At 44.5% G+C, this 21,149-nt stretch carries 37 protein-coding genes and 1 pseudogene; 1 reads left to right on the plus strand and 37 read right to left on the minus strand.

What is annotated here, in order from left to right; genetic code table 11:
- Positions 1–134 precede the first annotated feature (134 nt).
- The 36 genes from rpsI to rpsJ form a co-directional block, all read right to left on the minus strand.
- Complete coding sequence (gene rpsI / locus V7Z60_RS03985; protein WP_003698908.1) at positions 135–527, minus strand: 30S ribosomal protein S9; 393 nt, start codon at positions 525–527, stop codon at positions 135–137.
- An 18-nt stretch (positions 528–545) separates the two neighbouring features.
- Positions 546–989, minus strand: coding sequence for a 50S ribosomal protein L13 (gene rplM / locus V7Z60_RS03990; RefSeq protein WP_046921864.1), 444 nt, complete (start codon positions 987–989; stop codon positions 546–548).
- Positions 990–1,144: 155 nt separating this feature from the next.
- Positions 1,145–1,897, minus strand: a complete 753-nt coding sequence (truA, locus tag V7Z60_RS03995; protein WP_334116523.1) for a tRNA pseudouridine(38-40) synthase TruA — start codon at positions 1,895–1,897, stop codon at positions 1,145–1,147.
- On the minus strand, positions 1,897–2,694 hold the full coding sequence (locus tag V7Z60_RS04000) for an energy-coupling factor transporter transmembrane component T family protein (protein WP_334116524.1): 798 nt from the start codon (positions 2,692–2,694) through the stop codon (positions 1,897–1,899). Before V7Z60_RS04000 ends, truA begins: the two co-directional genes overlap by 1 nt.
- Complete coding sequence (locus V7Z60_RS04005) at positions 2,687–3,553, minus strand: energy-coupling factor transporter ATPase (RefSeq protein WP_334116525.1); 867 nt, start codon at positions 3,551–3,553, stop codon at positions 2,687–2,689. Before V7Z60_RS04005 ends, V7Z60_RS04000 begins: the two co-directional genes overlap by 8 nt.
- Positions 3,529–4,368 (minus strand): energy-coupling factor ABC transporter ATP-binding protein, encoded by an 840-nt coding sequence (locus tag V7Z60_RS04010; protein WP_334116527.1) that lies wholly within the window; start codon positions 4,366–4,368, stop codon positions 3,529–3,531. Before V7Z60_RS04010 ends, V7Z60_RS04005 begins: the two co-directional genes overlap by 25 nt.
- A gap of 95 nt (positions 4,369–4,463) precedes the next feature.
- Positions 4,464–5,615, minus strand: a complete 1,152-nt coding sequence (locus V7Z60_RS04015) for a hypothetical protein (RefSeq protein WP_334116529.1) — start codon at positions 5,613–5,615, stop codon at positions 4,464–4,466.
- Between the two features lie 329 nt (positions 5,616–5,944).
- A complete protein-coding gene (gene rplQ / locus V7Z60_RS04020) occupies positions 5,945–6,328 on the minus strand; it encodes a 50S ribosomal protein L17 (RefSeq protein ID WP_003692980.1) in 384 nt (127 codons plus the stop codon).
- Positions 6,329–6,358: 30 nt separating this feature from the next.
- Positions 6,359–7,303 carry a DNA-directed RNA polymerase subunit alpha gene (locus V7Z60_RS04025; protein ID WP_334116531.1) on the minus strand — a complete coding sequence of 315 codons (945 nt, stop codon included), beginning with the start codon at positions 7,301–7,303 and terminating at the stop codon, positions 6,359–6,361.
- Between the two features lie 85 nt (positions 7,304–7,388).
- Entirely contained in the window at positions 7,389–7,775 is a 387-nt protein-coding gene (rpsK, locus tag V7Z60_RS04030; protein WP_003692978.1) for a 30S ribosomal protein S11, read from the minus strand.
- A 26-nt stretch (positions 7,776–7,801) separates the two neighbouring features.
- Positions 7,802–8,167 carry a 30S ribosomal protein S13 gene (gene rpsM / locus V7Z60_RS04035; protein ID WP_003692977.1) on the minus strand — a complete coding sequence of 122 codons (366 nt, stop codon included), beginning with the start codon at positions 8,165–8,167 and terminating at the stop codon, positions 7,802–7,804.
- 22 nt (positions 8,168–8,189) lie between these two features.
- Positions 8,190–8,303, minus strand: coding sequence for a 50S ribosomal protein L36 (rpmJ, locus tag V7Z60_RS04040; RefSeq protein ID WP_003696792.1), 114 nt, complete (start codon positions 8,301–8,303; stop codon positions 8,190–8,192).
- Between the two features lie 34 nt (positions 8,304–8,337).
- A complete protein-coding gene (infA, locus tag V7Z60_RS04045) occupies positions 8,338–8,556 on the minus strand; it encodes a translation initiation factor IF-1 (RefSeq protein ID WP_003692975.1) in 219 nt (72 codons plus the stop codon).
- A gap of 214 nt (positions 8,557–8,770) precedes the next feature.
- Positions 8,771–9,430, minus strand: a complete 660-nt coding sequence (locus tag V7Z60_RS04050) for an adenylate kinase (RefSeq protein WP_334116545.1) — start codon at positions 9,428–9,430, stop codon at positions 8,771–8,773.
- A 164-nt stretch (positions 9,431–9,594) separates the two neighbouring features.
- Positions 9,595–10,893, minus strand: coding sequence for a preprotein translocase subunit SecY (gene secY, locus V7Z60_RS04055; RefSeq protein WP_334116546.1), 1,299 nt, complete (start codon positions 10,891–10,893; stop codon positions 9,595–9,597).
- Between the two features lie 3 nt (positions 10,894–10,896).
- Positions 10,897–11,331, minus strand: a complete 435-nt coding sequence (gene rplO, locus V7Z60_RS04060) for a 50S ribosomal protein L15 (RefSeq protein WP_334116547.1) — start codon at positions 11,329–11,331, stop codon at positions 10,897–10,899.
- Positions 11,332–11,364: 33 nt separating this feature from the next.
- On the minus strand, positions 11,365–11,547 hold the full coding sequence (gene rpmD, locus V7Z60_RS04065; protein ID WP_003696799.1) for a 50S ribosomal protein L30: 183 nt from the start codon (positions 11,545–11,547) through the stop codon (positions 11,365–11,367).
- Between the two features lie 17 nt (positions 11,548–11,564).
- Positions 11,565–12,065 carry a 30S ribosomal protein S5 gene (rpsE, locus tag V7Z60_RS04070; protein ID WP_334116548.1) on the minus strand — a complete coding sequence of 167 codons (501 nt, stop codon included), beginning with the start codon at positions 12,063–12,065 and terminating at the stop codon, positions 11,565–11,567.
- A 21-nt stretch (positions 12,066–12,086) separates the two neighbouring features.
- Complete coding sequence (rplR, locus tag V7Z60_RS04075) at positions 12,087–12,452, minus strand: 50S ribosomal protein L18 (RefSeq protein ID WP_003692965.1); 366 nt, start codon at positions 12,450–12,452, stop codon at positions 12,087–12,089.
- Positions 12,453–12,489: 37 nt separating this feature from the next.
- Entirely contained in the window at positions 12,490–13,026 is a 537-nt protein-coding gene (gene rplF, locus V7Z60_RS04080) for a 50S ribosomal protein L6 (protein WP_014072868.1), read from the minus strand.
- A 31-nt stretch (positions 13,027–13,057) separates the two neighbouring features.
- Positions 13,058–13,456 carry a 30S ribosomal protein S8 gene (gene rpsH, locus V7Z60_RS04085; RefSeq protein ID WP_003692961.1) on the minus strand — a complete coding sequence of 133 codons (399 nt, stop codon included), beginning with the start codon at positions 13,454–13,456 and terminating at the stop codon, positions 13,058–13,060.
- A gap of 30 nt (positions 13,457–13,486) precedes the next feature.
- Complete coding sequence (locus tag V7Z60_RS04090) at positions 13,487–13,672, minus strand: type Z 30S ribosomal protein S14 (RefSeq protein WP_003692960.1); 186 nt, start codon at positions 13,670–13,672, stop codon at positions 13,487–13,489.
- A 12-nt stretch (positions 13,673–13,684) separates the two neighbouring features.
- Positions 13,685–14,227: a 50S ribosomal protein L5 gene (gene rplE / locus V7Z60_RS04095; RefSeq protein WP_334116549.1), complete on the minus strand. Its 543-nt coding sequence runs from the start codon at positions 14,225–14,227 to the stop codon at positions 13,685–13,687.
- Between the two features lie 28 nt (positions 14,228–14,255).
- Positions 14,256–14,576: a 50S ribosomal protein L24 gene (rplX, locus tag V7Z60_RS04100; protein WP_003692957.1), complete on the minus strand. Its 321-nt coding sequence runs from the start codon at positions 14,574–14,576 to the stop codon at positions 14,256–14,258.
- A gap of 35 nt (positions 14,577–14,611) precedes the next feature.
- Positions 14,612–14,980 carry a 50S ribosomal protein L14 gene (gene rplN, locus V7Z60_RS04105; protein WP_003692955.1) on the minus strand — a complete coding sequence of 123 codons (369 nt, stop codon included), beginning with the start codon at positions 14,978–14,980 and terminating at the stop codon, positions 14,612–14,614.
- A gap of 62 nt (positions 14,981–15,042) precedes the next feature.
- Positions 15,043–15,309 (minus strand): 30S ribosomal protein S17, encoded by a 267-nt coding sequence (gene rpsQ, locus V7Z60_RS04110; protein WP_003692954.1) that lies wholly within the window; start codon positions 15,307–15,309, stop codon positions 15,043–15,045.
- Between the two features lie 27 nt (positions 15,310–15,336).
- Complete coding sequence (gene rpmC / locus V7Z60_RS04115) at positions 15,337–15,531, minus strand: 50S ribosomal protein L29 (protein WP_003696805.1); 195 nt, start codon at positions 15,529–15,531, stop codon at positions 15,337–15,339.
- Positions 15,521–15,952: a 50S ribosomal protein L16 gene (gene rplP / locus V7Z60_RS04120; RefSeq protein WP_003692951.1), complete on the minus strand. Its 432-nt coding sequence runs from the start codon at positions 15,950–15,952 to the stop codon at positions 15,521–15,523. Before rplP ends, rpmC begins: the two co-directional genes overlap by 11 nt.
- A 3-nt stretch (positions 15,953–15,955) precedes the next feature.
- The gene (gene rpsC, locus V7Z60_RS04125) at positions 15,956–16,612 is read right to left on the minus strand and encodes a 30S ribosomal protein S3 (RefSeq protein WP_039122879.1); all 657 of its coding nucleotides are present in this window, start codon (positions 16,610–16,612) and stop codon (positions 15,956–15,958) included.
- A gap of 13 nt (positions 16,613–16,625) precedes the next feature.
- Complete coding sequence (gene rplV, locus V7Z60_RS04130; RefSeq protein ID WP_003692947.1) at positions 16,626–16,973, minus strand: 50S ribosomal protein L22; 348 nt, start codon at positions 16,971–16,973, stop codon at positions 16,626–16,628.
- Positions 16,974–16,990: 17 nt separating this feature from the next.
- On the minus strand, positions 16,991–17,269 hold the full coding sequence (rpsS, locus tag V7Z60_RS04135; RefSeq protein WP_003692946.1) for a 30S ribosomal protein S19: 279 nt from the start codon (positions 17,267–17,269) through the stop codon (positions 16,991–16,993).
- Positions 17,270–17,317: 48 nt separating this feature from the next.
- Positions 17,318–18,151: a 50S ribosomal protein L2 gene (gene rplB, locus V7Z60_RS04140; RefSeq protein ID WP_334116550.1), complete on the minus strand. Its 834-nt coding sequence runs from the start codon at positions 18,149–18,151 to the stop codon at positions 17,318–17,320.
- A 24-nt stretch (positions 18,152–18,175) separates the two neighbouring features.
- A complete protein-coding gene (rplW, locus tag V7Z60_RS04145) occupies positions 18,176–18,463 on the minus strand; it encodes a 50S ribosomal protein L23 (RefSeq protein ID WP_334116551.1) in 288 nt (95 codons plus the stop codon).
- On the minus strand, positions 18,463–19,086 hold the full coding sequence (gene rplD / locus V7Z60_RS04150) for a 50S ribosomal protein L4 (protein WP_003692941.1): 624 nt from the start codon (positions 19,084–19,086) through the stop codon (positions 18,463–18,465). Before rplD ends, rplW begins: the two co-directional genes overlap by 1 nt.
- 25 nt (positions 19,087–19,111) lie before the next feature.
- Positions 19,112–19,732 carry a 50S ribosomal protein L3 gene (rplC, locus tag V7Z60_RS04155; protein WP_014072866.1) on the minus strand — a complete coding sequence of 207 codons (621 nt, stop codon included), beginning with the start codon at positions 19,730–19,732 and terminating at the stop codon, positions 19,112–19,114.
- 31 nt (positions 19,733–19,763) lie between these two features.
- Positions 19,764–20,072 (minus strand): 30S ribosomal protein S10, encoded by a 309-nt coding sequence (gene rpsJ, locus V7Z60_RS04160; protein ID WP_003692937.1) that lies wholly within the window; start codon positions 20,070–20,072, stop codon positions 19,764–19,766.
- Between the two features lie 283 nt (positions 20,073–20,355).
- Between rpsJ and V7Z60_RS04165 the strand changes: the two genes are divergently transcribed.
- Positions 20,356–20,901, plus strand: coding sequence for a cysteine hydrolase family protein (locus V7Z60_RS04165; protein ID WP_334116555.1), 546 nt, complete (start codon positions 20,356–20,358; stop codon positions 20,899–20,901).
- A gap of 47 nt (positions 20,902–20,948) precedes the next feature.
- Here V7Z60_RS04165 and V7Z60_RS04170 read toward each other — a convergent pair.
- A pseudogene (locus V7Z60_RS04170) lies at positions 20,949–21,149 on the minus strand (hypothetical protein); the annotation flags it as partial.

Raw genomic sequence — 21,149 nt, forward strand, 5'->3', positions numbered from 1 at the left:
GGAACGTAGCTGATTTTTTTGTCTATTTCGTCCTCATCATCGGGAAATTTATTAAGACAAAATCAAACTTGCACCACGCAAAAAAGCACCCGCCCCCATAGAGCGAGTGCTTTTTTCCTTGCGATAATCGAAAATTAACGCTTGGAGAATTGTGAAGCCTTACGAGCTTTCTTAAGACCTGGCTTCTTACGTTCTTTCATACGTGCATCACGTGTCAAGAGACCTGCACGCTTGAGAACGCCACGGAAATCCGGGTCAACTTCGAGCAATGCACGAGCGATACCATGACGTGTAGCGCCTGCTTGGCCGGAGAAACCACCACCGTTTACGTTTACCAAAACGTCATATTGACCTTTTGTTTCCGTAACAGCAAATGGTTGTACCATAACTTCGCGTAAGTTTGCAAATGGAACATATTCTTCTGCAGGTTTGCCGTTCATCGTGATCTTGCCTGTACCAGGAACCAAGATTACACGAGCGACAGAGTTTTTACGACGGCCTGTGCCGCGATATTGTACTTGTGCCAAAATCGTTTTCCTCCTAGGTTAGATTAAGTTAGTGATATCCAGAACTTCTGGGTTTTGTGCTGCATGCTTGTGATCTGCGCCACGGTATACATGAAGCTTCTTAGCTTGCTGACGGCCAAGGGAACCCTTTGGAAGCATGCCCTTAACGGACAATGCGATAAGCTTTTCCGGATCCTTTTCACGGTAATCACCAGCTGTACGAGCCTTCAAGCCACCTGGATGGTTTGAGTGATGGTAATAGATCTTGTTCTTGTCCTTATGACCTGTCAAGGCAACCTTTTCAGCATTGACAACGACTACGTAGTCGCCTGTATCAACATTTGGTGTAAATGTTGGTTTGTTCTTACCGCGTAATACGGAAGCCACAACAGCTGACAAACGGCCCAAAGGCACATCTGTTGCGTCTACGACATACCACTTACGTTCTACTTCGCCTGGTTTTGCAATATATGTTGTACGCACGTTAATTTCCTCCATTTGATGTATACATGTTTGACATACAATAAGATTAACGGGGCTTACTGTGGGGCAAACAATACCAAATACTATATTACGATTTTTATTCGATATAGTCAATTGAAATTCTCTTAAAAATTTAAAGAATCTGCAATTTTTCCTCAGTCATAATAGACTTCCTTTAAATACAGTCCGCTGGCAGGCGCCGTTTCGCGACATTCGTTTCTGTCCTTGACCTCGTACAATCTCAGAAAATCATGCACGGGGCGTTTGCCGTTGCCGATTTCAAGCAGCGTTGCCACCATGATTCTGACCTGGTTGTACAGGAAGCCATTGCCGCAGAATTCAAAGATGATTTCGTCGTTTTCCCTGTCTTCTCTGACGGTTGCCTCATAAATCGTGCGAACATGATTCGTCGTCTGGCTGCCGGAAGCAACAAAACTTGAAAAATCATGCGTTCCCACCAGGTCGGGCATGGCTTCCTTGATTTTTTCAACGTCCAGCGGATATTTGTAGTGACCTGTGTAGAAACGCTTGAATGGGTTCGTAAATCGTCCGCGACTGACGCGGTACATGTAGCGCTTGCCATGCGTCGTAAAACGAGCATGAAAGTCGTTTGGAACTATTTCGCAGCCGATGACCTCGCAGTCCAGCGGAAGCATTGAATTCAGCCCCCTGAGCATTCCTTCCGCCGGAATGTCATGCGGAAAGTCAAAATGAACAACCTGTCCCAGAGCGTGAACGCCGGCATCCGTTCTGCCGGAGCCATAGATTGTGATGTAATCAGAATTTTTGCTCATCTTGTTGACGGCGGCTTCAAGCACTGATTGAACGGTCCTCTGGTTCGGCTGTACTTGAAAGCCGGCAAAATTGGTGCCGTCATAAGCAAGTGTAATCTTGTATCTTCTAGTCATTAAAATTTCCTCAAAACAAATAGCAGAATCGTCACGACTGCAAACAAAATCACCGCAATCGTGTCAATTTTGGTCCAAACCTGTACTCTGTATTTCGTCCGGCCTTCGCCTCCGCGATAACCGCGTGCCTCCATTGCCGTCGCAAGTTCTTCCGCGCGGTTGAACGAACTGACGAACAATGGAATCAACAGCGGAATCACGGCCTTGATCCGTTGCATCAAGGTTCCTTCCGAAAAATTGACGCCGCGCGACCTTTGCGCATTCATGATCTTTTCCGTTTCGTCCATCAGAGTCGGCACAAAGCGCAATGCGATTGAAAGCATCAGGGAAATTTCGTATACCGGGACCTTGACGGCCTTGAGCGGCTTTAAAAGCGACTCGATTGCATCGGAAATTTCAAGCGGCGCAGTCGTCAGAGTCAGAAGCGTCGACATGAAAATAATCAAAACGAAGCGGCAGAAGACGTAAAAGCCGTTGACGATTCCGAAATGCGTCAATGACAGCGGGCCAAATTCCCAGTAGACGTGGCCGCCTCTGGTGAAGAACACCTGCAGGAGCACGGTGAAGACAATCAGGCCAAGCAAAGGTCTGACGCCTTTGATGAAGAATCCGATGCCAAGGTCGGAAAACCTGACGCACATCAAGACGAATGCCGCAAGCAGCAGGTACGTCTGCCAGTTATTGCACAGGAAAATGATTGCCACAAAATAGAAACTGAGCACCAGCTTGTTTCTGGCATCCATCCGGTGAACCAGAGAATCACCGTTGATGTAACGCCCGAGCAAAAGCTTATTCATCTGCAGAACCCCCTTTTATCCTGTCCGCCAGAATCTGCGCCAATTCTTTTTTTGTCAGCGGAAGAGAAGCGAACTTCATCCCGCTTGCCGTCAGTTTTTCGGCAAACTTGGTCGTCTGCGGCAGATCGAGGTGATGTTCTCTGAGCCATTCAGGTTTTGAAAACAAGGCTTTGGGCGTCGTATCGGCAATCAGTCTGCCATGTTCCAAAACCAGCGCATGGTCGGCATAATCAGCGACGTCGTTCATCTGGTGCGTTACCAAAATGATTGTCATCCCGTTTTTGTGAAGTCTTGAAAAAAGCTGCATCATTTCCAGACGACCCATGGGATCAAGTCCTGCCGTCGGTTCGTCCAGAACCAAAATTTTCGGCTCCATTGCCAAAATGCCGGCAATTGCCACGCGCCGCATCTGCCCTCCGGAAAGCTCAAACGGAGACTTGTCCAGAACCTCATCGGGAAGATCGACCATTTTGGCCATCCTGACTGCGATTGCTTCTGCCTCCTCGTCTGACTTGCCGAAATTTTTCGGAGCAAACGCAATGTCTTTTCTGACCGTTTCCTCAAACAGCTGCGCTTCAGGAAATTGAAAGACAAACCCGACTTCTCTTCTCAGATCGCCGAGTTCCCTGTTCTGCGTTTCCGGCGTAATCTGATGTCCGTTGACTTCCAGGCATCCTTCAGTCGGTTTCAGCAAGCCGTTCAAATGCTGCATCAGAGTCGACTTGCCGCTTCCGGTGTGGCCGATGACGGCGGTATAGCTTCCGTCCGCTATCTCAAGCGAAATGTTCTCCAATGCCTTATGTTCCATCGGCGTGCCCGCCTGATAGCTGTAGCTTAATTTTTCAACGCGGATCGGCATAACCAGTCAACCATCCCTTCTTCATCCAGATATTCATTCGGAACATCGATTCCATTTTCCTTCAGCTCTTTCTTCAACGCTTCGGGGTATGGCAGATCAAGCCCGATTTTCGTCAGCAGATCGCCGCTCGCAAAAATTTTCTCCGGCACGTCGTCATCAATGATCCTGCCGTCATTCAAGACGATGACGCGATCGGCCAGGCTGGCTTCATCAATATCGTGCGTGATCGAGATAATGGTGAAATCTTCCTCATCGTTCAGCCGGCGCATCAGCCCGACGATGTCTCTTTTCCCTTCCGGATCCAGCATGCTTGTCGATTCGTCAAAAATAATGATCTTCGGTCTTACGGCCAGAACACCGGCAATGGCAACGCGCTGTTTCTGCCCCCCGGAAAGACGCACGGGCTCGTGTTTTGCAAATGCGGTCATGTCGACTGCTTCCAAAACTTCTTCAACGCGCTTCAGCATTTCGGCACGCGGAATCCCCCTGTTCTCCATGCCGAACGCCACGTCTCCTTCAACGTCTGCTCCAACGAACTGGTTGTCTGGGTTCTGGAAGACCATGCCGATGCGTTCTCTGACGTCCCACACGGTTTCTTCCGTTAAATGCAGTCCGTCAACTTCAATCGACCCGGACTCGGGCATGAGAAGACCGTCAATGCACCGTGCCAGAGTCGACTTGCCGCTTCCGTTGTGTCCGATCAGTGCCACCCACTGGCCTGCTTCAATTTCTAAATTAACGTTATCCAGTGTTTTTCTTTCATCTTCAGCCGAATATGAAAATGTCAGATTCTTGATTTTAATTATTGAGCTCAATCTACTTCCCCGCTCTCATTGTATTAGGAATATCATACCACATTTTATAAAAAAAAAGCCATGCCGCAAATTGTCAACTTGCGGACACGACATTTCTAAATAACCTGTTCATCAATCCAGGCCTGATAAAAGGTCGCTTCCTCTTCGGTAACGCATGGCCTGTAGGCATTCAATTCAACCTGGGCCTGATCATACCTCCGCCAGAGAATCGTGCTCAAAAAAGTCAGTCCCAGCCTGTAATCATGAGCCTTCCTTTGATTCATCCGTTCAACTTTTTCCTGCAGATCAGCAAAGATTGCAAGCGCCCTGTCACGCCGATGGAGCCCGACGTTGCATGACAGTCGCAGATATTCGAGTTCGGCACTGTATTTTTCAGAAGAAATCGTATCCATATAGGCCATGCACTCCTCAAAAGTTTCGACTCTGAAAAGACAATATGCGATCTGAAGCTCGTCAACCGGCCTGAAATTCAGGATTCTGGTATCGGACAGCGAGATGACCGTCTTGTAAATGCCGAGCAATTGTGCTGCCGGCAAAAGGTACACCGCCTGTTTGCGATGCCTGGTAACTTTTGACCTGTAGGAAATCCTTCCTGCCGCAACATACAGCGCGAAAAAAACGCAGGCACCGGCAAAAATCAGATTATTCCAGGTAAAATCGCAGACGCTGCTGACCAGGACAACGGTTGTCAGCACCAGTGCCAGAATGCTTCGCCGCAGACAAGCGTTAAAACGAACAATAATTTCATTTTCGACAAATTTTTCAACCGTCGAATCAACAACATAATGAACGTTTTTCATCAGGCGCGAAGAAACGGCTTCAAATGAGCGTTCCTTTTGTTCATATCCGGAATCGTTTTTTAAAAGAAAACCGGTCAGACAAACGCTGCATCCCCAGACCAAAACGAGACACAAAAGCAATAGCGCACCGTTTAAAAAATTTTCTCCCGTCATGAAATAAAGCAGAGAACTTATCGAAAGCATCAGCCATGATGCGGTTTCCAGCAAATTTCTCAAAAACAGACTATGTATCCATTCGTTCCAGCTGTCGAAGCTTTTTTTAGGCATCACCAGGACGGCAATCTGCCATAGATGGAAAAGCATCGCAAAAATCCCGGCAATTGCATAAATCATGGCAAATTTCGATTCATAGAGTTTGGTCTTGTATATATATGCATTAAAGAACAGGAAAACGCTCCAAAAACTTGCCAATATGATCGTAATCCCGCGCCAGATTTTGACTTTCATTTAAACATTTTCAAGAACAACAACAAAATTATTCGTTCCTTTCATACAAAACAATAGAGCATTGGCGATATTATGTTTCATTATACAAGAATTATTTGAAGTTTAATAGAAAAACTCACGATAAAAAACTAACTTTCTTACGTGGACCAGACATAACTAAAAAAGGCCTGGACATCATCTCCAGGCCAAAAAAAAAATCACTTTTTACAATGAAGGTTTCGCAGGTTCCGCAACCTGTTACTTAGGACTAGACTCGGATTTTAACCCAACATCGTAACGCCCAGTTATCATTGTAAAAGTGACAGTTTTCTTATTTGATTGCTATTGAATTAGTCAACTAATTCAAGCACAGCCATCTTTGCAGCATCGCCGCGGCGAGCATCCATCTTGATGATGCGTGTGTAACCACCGTTACGGTTTTCGAAACGAGGTGCAACATCGTCAAAAAGTTTTTGCAAAGCAGTTTGAACAACGACCTTGTCTTCTTCTTCCTTAACGTCTGCAATAACATCCATCATGAATGCAGCTGCACGACGACGTGAAGCGAGATCGCCCTTCTTGCCTAATGTGATCATCTTGTCAGCAAACTTGCGTACTTCTTTAGCACGAGTTTCTGTTGTAACAATACGACCATTAACGATCAAATCAGTTGTCAAGTTGCGTAACATTGATTTGCGGTGTGCGCTTGTGCGTCCTAATTTGCGGTAAGCCATGAACAGATTCCCTCCCTTAATTGAAAAATATTAGTCATCATGACGTAATGATAAACCAAGATCTGCCAACTTAGCCTTGACTTCTTCCAATGACTTGCGGCCCAGATTACGAACCTTCATCATGTCAGATTCAGACTTGTTTGTCAAAGCCTGCACAGTATTGATACTTGCACGCTTCAAGCAGTTGTATGAACGAACGGACAAATCGAGTTCTTCAATTGTCATTTCGAGCATCTTTTCCTTATGCGTTTCTTCCTTTTCGACCATGATTTCAGCATTCTTAGCTTCATCTGTCAAATTAACGAATAACGCCAAATGTTCCGTTAAGATCTTAGCGGACAGACTAATTGCTTCGCTAGGCGTGATTGAGCCGTTAGTCCATACGTCTAATGTTAACTTGTCATAATCATTTTTTTGACCAACACGTGTTTTTTCTACTTGGTAGTTGACACGTTCGATCGGGGTATAAATCGAGTCGATTGCTAATACGCCGATTGGCATATCATCTGCCTTAGCCTTGTTTTCATTTGCGGAAACGTAGCCACGACCTTTGTTTGCAGTCATCCGTGCATGGAATGAAGCACCATCAGCAACCGTACAGATGTAAAGATCCGGATTGAGGATTTCAACATCGCTGTTCGTGCTGATATCGCCGGCAGTAACTTCCTTAGGTCCAACAATATCGAATTCCAATGATTGTGGTTCTTCGGAGTTGAGTTTCAATGCAACTTTCTTGAGATTCAAAATGATTTCAGTCACGTCTTCAAGCACACCTTTTACAGTGGAGAATTCGTGCAAAACGCCATCAATTTGAACGTCTGTGATAGCAGCACCTGGTAATGAAGAAAGCAAGATACGACGAAGCGAATTGCCTAATGTCGTACCATAGCCACGTTCAAGCGGTTCAACGACAAACTTGCCATAGTTATTGCTTTCTTCAACTTTGTGAATTTTTGGTTTTTCAAATTCGATCATTCTTATCTTTACCCCTTTCAAAACGTAACGTGTAATCTGGCGAAAACATTATGAAGTGTACCCTCAAAATGAATACTGATCCACATTAAACACGACGGCGTTTTGGAGGACGGCATCCGTTATGAGGCACTGGTGTGACATCCTTGATAGATGTAACTTCAAGTCCTGTTGCTTGAAGCGCACGAATTGCTGCTTCACGACCGGAACCAGGACCCTTGACTGCGACTTCAACGTTCTTCATACCATGATCCATTGCGCCCTTGGCAGCTGCTTCAGCTGCCATTTGTGCGGCAAACGGCGTGGACTTACGTGAACCCTTGAAGCCTAATGCACCTGCAGATGACCATGCAACAGCGTTACCATGAACGTCTGTGATCATAACAAGTGTGTTATTGAATGTGGAATGAATATGTGCAACACCGCTTTCGATATTCTTCTTGACACGGCGCTTGCGAGATTTCTTTACTGCCATGAAATAGCTAACCTCCTTACTCTAGATTATTTCTTCTTACCGGCAATAGTTACCTTAGGGCCTTTGCATGTACGTGCATTGTTCTTCGTGTTCTGTCCACGAGATGGCAAATGACGACGATGGCGAAGGCCGCGGTATGATCCGATTTCAGAAAGACGCTTGATGTTGAGGGATACTTCACGACGAAGGTCACCTTCTACCTTGTAGTTGTCAACAACTGCACGGATCTTGTCTTCCTGATCTGAAGTCAAGTCACGAACACGAACATCTTCTGAAACACCTGCTTCTGCCAGAATCTTCTTAGCAGTAGTATCACCGATACCGTAGATGTATGTTAAGCCGATTACGATACGCTTGTCACGTGGTAAATCGACACCTGCAATACGAGCCATTTATTTTCACCTCCTCAAATTATTAGCCTTGACGTTGTTTGTGCTTAGGATTGTCACAAATAACCATAACGCGACCCTTGCGCTTGATTACTTTGCAATGTTCGCACATCGGTTTAACTGATGGTCTTACTTTCATTAATCATACCTCCTGAATAGTTTCGAAGTACAATCTATTTAAAGCGATAGGTAATGCGACCCTTAGTCAAATCGTAAGGGGACATTTCAACTGTAACCCTGTCACCTGGTAAAATACGAATGTAGTGCATGCGAATCTTGCCGGAAACGTGAGCAAGAATCTCGTGTCCGTTTTCGAGTTCAACTTTAAACATCGCATTGGGCAACGTTTCTTTGATCGTACCCTCAATTTCAATCACATCATCTTTCGCCACGCAAAAGTACCTCCTTAAATTTTGGTTTTAAAACTTTACACGTCAAAATGTGAGAAGCTTTTTTGGAGTCCCACCTTTTTCCGCAGGGCAATTTTCCAAATTTTGGGCAAACTGCACCTATTGAAAAGATAAACCTGAATTATCATATCACAATAGACTTGTGGTTGCAAGCACTACTGCCAAAAAAATGACAATTCAGGTTCTGTTGAAATTTCTATTTGATCTGATCCAGAATTTTCTTGATATCAGCGAAGACCTTGTCGATATCCTGGTTGCCGTTCACTTCATGAAGCAGGCCTTGTTTCCTGTAAAAATCAAGCAATGGCGTGTTCATCTTGATATTGACGTCAAGGCGATTCTTGACCGTTTCAGGCTTGTCGTCTTCTCTCTGGAAGAATTCGTGACCGCCGCAACGATCGCAAGTGCCTTCAACTTTTGTCGGATTGAAAACCTTGTGATAAGTTGCACCGCAATCGCGGCAGATGTAGCGGCCTGTCAAGCGTTCCATCAATGATTCAGGATCAACGTGAATGTTGATGACGCAATTGAGCGGCTTGCCAAGTTCCCTGCCGAATTCGTCCAAAGCTTCTGCCTGAGCCATGTTGCGCGGAAAACCGTCCAACATATAGCCGTCATTCACGTCATCTTTTGCCAGACGTTCCTTAACGATGCCGTTCGTAACTTCGTCAGGAACAAGTTCGCCCTTATCAATAAACTTCTTAGCTTCAAGGCCCATCGGCGTGCCGTTCTTCATCGCAGCACGGAAAATATCACCCGTTGAAATGTGCGGAATCCTGTATTCATCCACGATTTTTTCAGCTTGAGTTCCCTTGCCTGCGCCGGGAAGACCCATCAACATAAGATTTAATGCCATGACAATTTCTCCTTTATTATTCAATGTCTTACTCGTTAATTATACCTTAAATGCCTGTTCAATAGTAGGAAAAATAACGCTGCCGCTTAAAAATACAGTGCGTTGAAAGCTCTGCATTTCATAAAAAAAGAAGCCGGGGAAACCCGGCTTCTCATCTGGCAGCGTTAGGCTTCGTCACGAATGAAACCAACATATTCACGCTTCATCATCATACCTTGTAACTGGCGCATTGTTTCGAGAGTAACCCCGACAACAATCAGCAAACTCGTACCGCCTAATCCGATCGATTCATCCAAGCCCCAGACGGAGGATGCAATCAATGGAATCAAGGAAACAAGTCCCAAGAATAATGAACCAACGGAACTCAAACGCATTAAGAGACCTGATACATACTTCTCCGTTTCCTTGCCCGGCCAGACAGAAGGAATGTAACTGCCTTGCTTTTGCAAGTTTTCAGCCAGTTTTTCAGGGTTGACCTGAACAAAGGCATAGAAGAATGTAAACACAATGATCAAAACAGTATACAGAATCATACCTGGAGTCGTCTGCATGTTGAAAAGATTGCTCATCACCTGATACCAGGTATCTTCTGAGTGATTTTGAGTAAAGAGCATCAAAATCGTCTGCGGCGTAGCAATAAATGAACTTGCAAAGATAACCGGAATAACACCGGCAATGTTGATCTTCAACGGAAGATACGAACTCTCTGAAGCTCCTGCAAGACGTCTCGTATATTGAATCGGAATCTTGTAATTAGCCTGTTGGACGTAAGTTACGAACGTTACGATAACCAAGATGACCAATGCAAGAACGACAACATACAAAATTGGCTGCCAGATATTGGAAGCACTCTTGAACTGTTCAACGTAAATCTGATGAACGCCAACGGGAACACGAGCCAGAATGCCAGCCATGATAATCATGGAAATCCCGTTGCCAAGACCGCGTTCCGTAATCATGTCACCTAGCCAGGTCGTGAACATGGTACCACCAGTTAAAATGATACCGATACTGATATACGTCTTAACACCTGGATGTTGGACCAGGTTCAAGCTACTCATGTAGTTGAAACCGGCCGTAATACCGATTGATTGTATAAACGCAAGCACGATCGTTAAATATCTCGTATATTGGTTGAGCTTACGACGACCTACTTCCCCTTGTTTACCTAATTCAACAAATCGTGGAACAATGTCCATTTGCAACAATTGAATAACGATTTGAGCAGTAATATATGGAGAAACACCCATTGCGAGAATGGAATAGTTTGTCAAACCGCCACCGCTAAAAGTATTCAAGATACTAATTAACCCTGAAGACGCAACGCTTTGCAAAGCTTTAGCGTTGATCCCAGGGACAGTGATGTAAGTGCCTAAACGAAATACAATCAAGACACCTAATGTAAATAAGATTTTTTGACGAATCTCTTTTACAGCAAAGGCGTTCTTCATTGTTTTAAGCATTTATTACATCACCTCAGCTGTACCGCCTGCTGCTTCGATGGCTGCTTTGGCAGATGCAGAGAACTTGCTTGCCTTAACAGTAAGCTTCTTCTTCAATTCACCATTACCCAAGACCTTGATACCATCTTTTTCATCTTTAACAACACGTGTTTCGACCAGCAATGCCGGCGTAACTTCCGTGCCGTCTTCAAATTTGTTTAATGTTTCCAAGTTAACAATTGCGTAATCCTTGCGATTTACGTTCTTGAAACCGCGCTTAGGCATACGACGGAACAATGGCATTTGTCCACCTTCAAAACCTACACGCACTTTGCTACGAGCCTTTTGACCCTTTTGGCCACGGCCTGCAGTCTTACCATTGCCGGATGAAGTACCACGACCTACGCGGTTGCGCAATTGACGTGAGCCTTCTGCTGGCTTTAATTCATGTAATTTCATTAGGGTTGGCACCTCCATTCTTCTAAATAATAATTATTTAGCCAATTCAACGTCCACTAAATGATTGATCTTGCGGATCACACCACGCATAGCAGCATTGTCAGGAACAACAACAGAGCTATTGACACGTCCAAGGCCAAGGCCCTTAACGATGTCGCGTTGGTTTTGAGGACGTCCGATGACAGAACGAACTAATGTAACTTTCAAGTTAGCCATGAATTTGTCCTCCTTAATTATTCTGCTAAATGCTGTACGGAAACACCGCGCATTGCAGCAACTTCTTCAGCATCCTTCATTCTTGACAAACCATCCATTGTTGCGCGAACAACGTTGATTGGTGTGTTGGAGCCCAATGATTTACTTGTAACATCAGCAACTCCGGCAAGTTCCATAACGGCACGAACTGCACCGCCGGCTGCAACCCCAGAACCTGCTTCAGCTGGCTTAAGCAAGATGCGGCTACCGCTGTATTGACCGATAACTTCGTGAGGAAGTGTTGTTCCGACCATTGGAACTTTGATCAAGTTCTTACGAGCAGCATCAACAGCCTTGCGAATAGCTTCCGGAACTTCTTGAGCTTTACCTGTACCGAAGCCCACGTGACCATTGTGGTCGCCAACGATAACCAAAGCTGCAAAACGGAGGCGACGGCCACCTTTAACAACTTTAGTGATACGGTTGATTGCAACGACGCGGTCTTCTAAATCTAATTGAGCTGGATCAATAAAAGTCATAAACGTTATTTCCTCCTTTTCCTAAAAGTCTAAGCCGTTTTCGCGTGCAGCTTCAGCCAAAGCCTGCACACGACCATGATAAAGGTATCCGCCACGGTCAAATACAACTTCTTTGATACCCTTGTCTGCAGCACGTTTAGCAACTACAGCACCAACTGAAGCAGCTTGTTCAGTCTTTGTGCTGCCGCTAACTTCACTGTCTAAAGTAGAGGCACTAACTAGCGTCACACCCGCTACGTCATCAATAACTTGAGCGTAGATGTTTTTGTTTGAACGATAAACATTTAAGCGTGGGCACTCAGCAGTACCAGAGATTTTACCACGGACACGCGTATGACGTTTTTGACGTGTCTTATTCTTGTCTGGTTTTGAAATCACAATTTTCACCTCTTAATTGAAATTAAAACAGCATCATGCTGCAAGATTATTTACCAGTCTTACCTTCCTTACGACGAACAAATTCGCCAACGTAGCGAATACCTTTGCCCTTGTAAGGTTCTGGTGCACGAGTTGCACGAATGCGAGCTGCACAATCGCCAACTTCTTCCTTATTGATACCGGAAACGATAATTGAAGTTGCAGATGGTGTTTCATAAGTAATGCCATCTTCTTCTTCAAATTCTACAGGGTGAGAATAGCCAACGTTCAAGACGAGCTTCTTACCTTGCATTTGTGCACGGTAACCAACACCACGAAGTTCAAGTTCCTTCTTGAAACCTTCTGAAACGCCAACAACCATGTTGTGGAAGTTTGCACGCGTTGTACCATGCAATGATTTAGACTTGTTGTCATCAGATGAACGTTCAAAAGTTACAACGTTGCCTTCAACGTTGATTTTGATCAAATCTGAAAATTCACGAGTTAATTCACCCTTAGGACCCTTGACAGTCACGACGTTGCCGTCTTGCTTGACTTCAACTCCTGCAGGCAATTCAACTGCTTTATAACCAATACGACTCACGGAATGGACACCTCCTTGCGGTTAATTTATATTACCAAACGTAAGCAATTACTTCGCCGCCAATTTTCTTAGCGCGTGCATCTTTGTCTGTCATGACACCTTCAGATGTTGACAGGATAGCGATGCCCAAGCCGTTAAGAACCTTAGGAACAGCGTCTGCTTTAACGTATGAACGCAAGCCTGGCTTAGAGATACGACGAAGACCAGAAATTACGCGTTCGTTATTTTTACCATATTTCAAGAATACGCGGATGATGCCTTGCTTGTCATCATCGATGTATTCAACATCACGGATAAATCCTTCATTCTTAAGGATTTCAGCGATGTCACGTTTCATCTTTGAAGCAGGAACTTCTACGGATTCGTGCTTTACCATGTTGGCATTGCGAATACGTGTCAAGAAGTCTGCAATTGGATCAGTCATTGCCATGTTGTTTGCCTCCTTTATAGAATATTTGGATTACCAGCTAGCCTTTTTCATGCCAGGGATTTGACCCTTGTGGGCAAGGTCGCGCAGGCAAACACGGCATAACTTAAATTTACGATATACAGAATGTGGACGACCACAGCGTTCGCAACGTGTGTAAGCTTGTGTCGAGAACTTGGCTGGTCGGTGATTTCTTACAACTTGTGACTTTTTAGCCAATGTAATACCCCCTTATTTAGCGAATGGCATTCCGAGTTGTGTCAAAAGTTCGCGTGATTCTTCATCAGTGTTGGCTGTCGTAACGATAACGATATCCAAACCGCGTACTTTGTTAACATTATCAAAATCAATTTCAGGGAAGATCAATTGTTCACGTACACCCAATGTGTAGTTGCCGCGACCGTCGAAGGCGCGCTTGCTTACACCGTGGAAATCACGCACACGTGGCAATGAAACTGAAACCAACTTGTCTAAGAATTCGTACATACGTTGGCCGCGAAGCGTAACTTTGGCACCGATGGCCATGCCTTCGCGAAGACGGAAACCGGCGATAGACTTCTTAGCACGTGTAATTACAGGCTTCTGACCAGCAATCAGTGTAAGTTCTTCGACAGCTTCATCCAAATTCTTAGCGTTTGCTACAGCATCACCAACACCCATATTGATAACGATCTTATCAATCTTTGGTGCTTGCATGATTGATGTGTAATTGAATTTTTCCATCATTGATGGAACGATTTCTTTATCATATTTTTCTTTTAAACGATTGACCATGAAGAATAGTTCCTCCTTTCTCGACTAATTAGTCTTCTTTATATTCGATAGCATTTCCGGATTTCTTGGAAACACGAACTTTCTTGCCATCAACAACCTTGAAGCCAACACGTGTTGGTTCGTTTGTAGATGGGTCAATAAGCATAACGTTAGAAACATGAATTGGTGCTTCAAATTCAACGATACCGCCATTTGGGTTTGCGTTGTTTGGCTTTTGATGTTTCTTAACGACGTTTACGCCTTTAACGACCACGCGATCCTTGGCAGGCAATACGCGTAATACAACGCCTTCCTTGCCCTTGTCCTTACCGGCGATCACTTTAACTTTGTCATTGCTTTTGATGAACATTCTGCTTGCGCACCTCCTTGCCTGATATACGGTTATTACAATACTTCAGGTGCTAAGGAAACAATCTTCATGAAGTTTCCGTCACGTAATTCACGAGCAACCGGCCCGAAAATACGTGTACCCTTAGGTGACTTATCTTCACCGATAATTACAGCGGCATTTTCATCAAACTTGATGTAAGAACCGTCTGCACGGTGTGCACCAGACTTTGTACGAACAACAACAGCCTTGACAACATCGCCTTTTTTGACAACGCCACCTGGTGTTGCTTGTTTAACAGTAGCAACAATAATGTCACCGATATTTGCAGTCTTCACACGAGAACCGCCCAAGATCTTGATAACCAAGATTTCACGAGCACCTGAATTATCAGCGACTTTCAAACGACTTTCTTGTTGGATCACAGTATGTGACCTCCTTTCGCTATTAGATAGATCAGAATACGAATGTTAAGTTGATTATCAGATTAGATAATAACTGCTTTTTCAACGATTTCTAATAAACGGAAACGTTTTGTAGCTGACAATGGGCGTGTTTCCATAATCTTGACGATGTCGCCAACTTTTGCTTCGTTGTTTTCGTCATGTGCCTTGTACTTCTTGGAATACTTGACACGCTTGCCGTAAACTTTGTGGTTAACATAAGTTTCAACAACAACTGTGATTGTTTTATCCATCTTGTCAGAAACGACACGTCCTTGATAGACTTTGCGTTGGTTACGACCTTCACTCATGCGCGATTAGCCTCCTTCTTCGTATTCTTACTTGTTTAATTCTTTTTGACGCAATACTGTCTTGATGCGTGCAATCGACTTGCGAACTTCCTTTAAGCGAGCCGTATTTTCTAATTGACCGGTAGCTAATTGGAAACGCAGGTTGAATAATTCTTCTTTGAATTGCTTTTCTTTTTCAAGCATTTCAGCAGTGGTTAATTCATTAAGTTCATTAATCTTCATTTGATTCGCCACCTACCTCACGTTTTACAAACTTTGTCTTGACTGGGAGTTTGTGTGATGCCAAACGCAATGCTTCACGGGCAATTTCTTCAGAAACGCCGCCGATTTCAAACATAACCTTGCCGCGCTTAACTGGAGCTACCCAACCTTCTGGAGCACCTTTCCCAGAACCCATACGAACACCGATAGCCTTAGCTGTGTAAGACTTGTGAGGGAAAATCTTAATCCAAACTTTCCCACCACGCTTCATGTAACGAGTCATTGCAATACGAGCAGCTTCGATTTGACGGTTCGTGATCCAATGTGAATCAAGAGCCTGCAAACCAAATTCGCCGAAAACAACTTCCTTGCCGCCTTTAGCTTCACCGCGCATCTTACCGCGGAATTCACGACGGTGCTTTACACGTTTTGGTACTAACATAGATTATTTCCCTCCTTTGCTGTTATCTTTCTTTTCTGGCAAAACTTCGCCACGGTAGATCCATACCTTAACGCCCAACTGGCCGTATGTCGTGCGAGCTTCAACCCATGCATAGTCGATATCAGCACGCAATGTGTGCAATGGAACGGTACCTTCTGAGAAACGTTCGATACGAGACATGTCAGCACCGTTCAAGCGTCCTGCAACTTGGACCTTGATACCTTGTGCACCAGCACGCATCGTACGTTGGATGGCTTGCTTCATAGCACGACGGAAAGCAACACGGTTTTCCAATTGTTGTGCAATGCTTTCGCCAACAAGCTTAGCATCCAAATCAGGCTTCTTGATTTCCACAATGTTGATGTGTACTCGCTTGCCTGTCAAATTATTCAATTCTTTACGAAGCTTTTCTACTTCAGAACCGCCTTTACCGATTACCATACCTGGCTTTGCTGTATGGATTGAAACGTTAACGCGCTTTGCTGCACGTTCAATTTCAACGGTAGAGACAGAAGCGTCGGCTAACTTCTTTTCAATGTATTTGCGGATGTGCAAATCTTCGTGAAGGTTTGATGCAAAGTCTTTTTCAGCGTACCATTTTGCATCCCAGTCACGAATGATACCAACACGTAACCCTGTAGGATTAATTTTTTGACCCACGCGTTATCCCTCCTTATTTAACAGATACAACAACTGTGATGTGACTTGTGCGCTTGTTGATTGGAGAAGCAGAACCCTTAGCACGAGGACGGAAACGCTTCAATGTTGGTCCTTCGTTTGCATAAGCTTCGCTTACATACAAATCTTCGACATCCAAATCAAAGTTGTTTTCTGCATTCGCAATTGCAGATTTCAATACTTTTTCAACTAAGAAAGCACCGGATCTTGGTGTGAACTTCAAGATACCCAATGCTTCAGCAACACTCTTACCGCGAATAAGATCGATCACAAGACGTGCCTTACGTGCAGGGATTCGAACTGTCTTGGCAGTTGCTTTTGCTGATGTTACTTGTTCAGCCATTTTTTATCCTCCCTTGATTACTTGCCTGTCTTCTTATCGTCTGCTGCATGGCCGTGGAACGTACGGGTTGGAACGAATTCACCCAATTTATGTCCTACCATATCTTCTTGAATGTAAACTGGAACATGCTTACGTCCATCATACACAGCAATTGTGTAGCCAATGAAGCTAGGGAAGATCGTGGAACGACGTGACCATGTCTTGATAACTGACTTCTTTTCTTGATCAGCTTGTGCTTCAACCTTCTTCATCAAGTGTTCATCGACGAAAGGTCCTTTTTTCAAACTACGACTCAAAGTATGTCCTCCTTTCGGAACATTAACCGCCTTTATGCGGCATGGAGATTATTTCTTGTTGCGACCGCGAACGATCAACTTGTTAGAACGAGCTTTCTTGGAACGAGTCTTGTTGCCGGCTGTCTTCTTGCCCCATGGAGACATAGGAGATGGACGACCAACAGGAGCTTTACCTTCACCACCACCGTGTGGGTGATCGTTAGGGTTCATTACGGAACCGCGAGATTGTGGACGCTTGCCCATCCAACGGGAACGACCTGCTTTACCGATATTGATCAATTCGTGTTGTTCATTGCCAACAGCACCGATTGTTGCACGGCATGTTACAAGGATCATACGAACTTCGCCGGATGTAAGACGAACGATTGCGTACTTGCCTTCCTTACCAAGCAATTGTGCTGATGTACCGGCTGAACGAACCAATTGACCGCCCTTGCCAGGCTTGAGTTCGATATTGTGAATAACAGTACCGACAGGGATGTTTGCCAATGGCAAAGCATTACCTACCTTGATGTCGGCTTCTGTACCGGATTGGATTTGCTGGCCAACTTTAAGGCCCTTAGGTGCAAGGATGTATGATTTAACACCATCAGCGTAAACAACCAATGCAATGTTAGCTGAACGGTTTGGATCATATTCGATTGCTTTAACTGTTGCAGGAACATCATCTTTAATACGCTTGAAGTCGATCAAACGATATTGACGCTTATGGCCACCGCCACGGTGACGCACTGTGATATGACCGTAAGAGTTACGACCTGCAGTCTTGCTCTTCTTGGCAAGCAATGACTTTTCCGGCGTAGTCTTTGTGATTTCAGCGAAATCTGAACCAGTCATGTTGCGACGACCGTTAGAGGTTGGTTTGAATTTCTTGATTCCCACTATATTTCCCTCCTATTAAATATTTTATTCTTCGTCGAATAATTTGATTTCATTTGATTCGGCAGTCAAGGTAACGATGGCCTTACGACGCTTCTTTGTGTAGCCTTCGTAGCGACCCATGCGCTTCTTTTTGCCTTTAACGTTCATAACGTTGACCTTGGCAACTTTAACGTCAAAGATGTCTTCAACAGCCGCTTTGACTTGTGTCTTCGTTGCGCGTGTATCAACGTCAAACGTGTAACGCTTGTTGTCCAATTCAGACATTGATGCTTCTGTGATAACTGGACGTAAAATTACATCACGTGATTCCATTATGCAAGAACCTCCTCTACTTGAGAAAGAGCTCCCTTTGTGATGACCAACTTGTCGTTGTTAACAACATCCAATACGTTCAAGCCCTTAGCTGGGATAACTGTAACGTTGGCCAAGTTGCGAGCAGCCAATGCAGCTGTCTTGTTGTCATCTTCAAGAACTACTAAAACTTTGGATTTAACGTCTAAGTTGTTCAAAACTTCTGCAAAAGCCTTTGTCTTTGGTGCTTCAAATGTCAAAGCATCAACAACAACCAAGCTGTTGTCCAGGACCTTTTGAGAAAGGACGGACTTGATTGCCAAACGACGAACCTTGCGTGGAAGCTTGTATGCGTATGAGCGTGGTGTAGGACCGAAAACAGTACCACCACCAACCCATTGTGGTGAACGGATGGAGCCTTGACGAGCACGACCCGTACCCTTTTGACGCCATGGCTTCTTGCCACCGCCGCGAACAGCGCTTCTGTTCTTGACAGCGTGCGTGCCTTGACGCAATGATGCGCGTTGCATGATAACTGCGTCGAAGACAACATTGTTATTTGGTTCGATACCGAAAACTGCATCGTTCAATTGAACATCACCGTTTTGTGTACCGTCTTGCTTAAATAATGCTACTGTAGGCATGTGTATTTTTCCTCCCTTCCTCTAATTATTTAACCGTACTCTTGATTGTAACGTATGACTTGTTTGCGCCAGGAACGTTACCCTTGATCAAAAGAACGCCATTTTCCGTATCAGCTTTAACGATGTCCAAGTTTTGGATCGTAACTCTCTTACCACCCATACGTCCTGGTAACATCTTACCCTTCATAACACGGTTAATGATAACACCCATTGAACCGGGACGACGATGGTAACGAGAACCGTGAGCCATAGGTCCACGACTTTGTCCCCAACGTTTGATGTTGCCTTGGAAACCATGTCCCTTGGACGTACCTGTTACGTCTACGATGTCGCCTGCTTCGAAGAGATCTGCCTTAACTTCGTCACCGACTTTGTAATCTCCCTGCACATCGCGGATTTCACGAACGAAGCGCTTAGGAGCAGTTTTTGCTTTATCTGCATGACCTTTAGCAGGTTTGTTGACGTTCACTGCACGCTGATCGTCGAAGCCCAATTGGATTGCGTTGTAGCCGTCGTTTTCGACCGTCTTGACTTGCAATACCACGTTTGTACCAACTTCAACAACCGTTACAGGAACTAATTCACCATTTTCAGTGAAGACTTGTGTCATACCTACTTTTTTTCCTAAGATTCCTTTAGTGGTCATGAGTACACCTCCAATTATTTGAATTTATATATTATAATTTGATTTCGATATCTACGCCTGATGGCAAGTCGAGCTTCATCAATGAGTCAACTGTCTTTGGTGTAGGATTTACGATATCGATCAAACGCTTGTGTGTGCGCATTTCGAATTGTTCACGAGAATCCTTGTGCTTGTGTGGTGAACGGATAACCGTATATAATGTGCGTTCCGTTGGCAACGGAATAGGACCGGAAATTTGAGCACCTGTTCTCTTTGCTGTTTCAACAATCTTGTCAGCAGATTGATCTAAAATGCGATGTTCGTATGCCTTCAAACGAATACGAATCTTTTGTTTTGCCATTGTGTTACCTCCCTCGTCTATTTTAAAAACAAGACTAGCTCCGTGGAAATTACCGCCACACCTGTGGCAAAGCGGCCGGGTGTGTCGCAACCTTCCACATCATAGCTCATTTAAAAAGTTAAACAACTAAATTTGCACCTGTCCCTTGCACAGGTACCTTTCCATAATATTACAAACAAAACTGAAAAGCAAGCAAAAATTCCATTTTCAGTGAACTTTTTTTACGCATGGACTCTTGATCAAATTAAACGTATAATATAGGAAAAAACTGCGAGGTATTTTAATGAGAGCTTTACTTGTCATCGACTACACTAACGACTTCATTGCCCCAGACGGTGCATTGACTTGCGGAGATCCCGGAAGAAGAATCGACGACCACATCAGGGAACTTGCGGACTCTTTTTTAAAGAACGGCGATTATGTCATCTTCCCGACGGACACTCATCAAAAAAACGACCCGTACCATCCGGAAACGAAACTGTTTCCGCCACATAACATCAAAGGCACGAGCGGTCATGACCTTTATGGAAAAACGGCCGAGTGGTTCAATGACCACAAGGACTCAGAGTTAGTCTATCAGTTTGATAAAAACCGCTATTCCAGTTTCCAAAATACGAATCTGGACAACTACCTGCGTTCGCGCGGAATCACCGAACTTTGGCTCAGCGGTGTCTGCACCGACATCTGCGTGCTTCACACGGCAATTGCTGCTTACAACCTCAATTATTCTTTGACGATTCCAGAAGATGCCGTTGCAAGCTTTGATCAGACCGGTCATGAATGGGCAATGAATCATTTTAAAAACTGTCTCGGAGCAACGATCGTCTGATCTGCCAAATACAGTGCTCAGCCCTCTTTCTACACATATAGAAAAGATCATGCGAAACAAACAGGCAGGAAAAAAAACTCTGTCTCAAATTGAAAAACCGGATGACTTGCAATCAATTGCAAATCTGATCCGGTTTTTTGTGTGTGCATGACAATCGCCTTCCATGATGTAAATAACCCAAAATAGTTTGGCGTTGAACTACCCCAACTTAACCTGAAACTTCGTTTTTTAACGGTTTGAAGTTGGGG

Source organism: Ligilactobacillus sp., assembly GCF_036846325.1.
In the GTDB taxonomy this organism is placed as follows: domain Bacteria; phylum Bacillota; class Bacilli; order Lactobacillales; family Lactobacillaceae; genus Ligilactobacillus.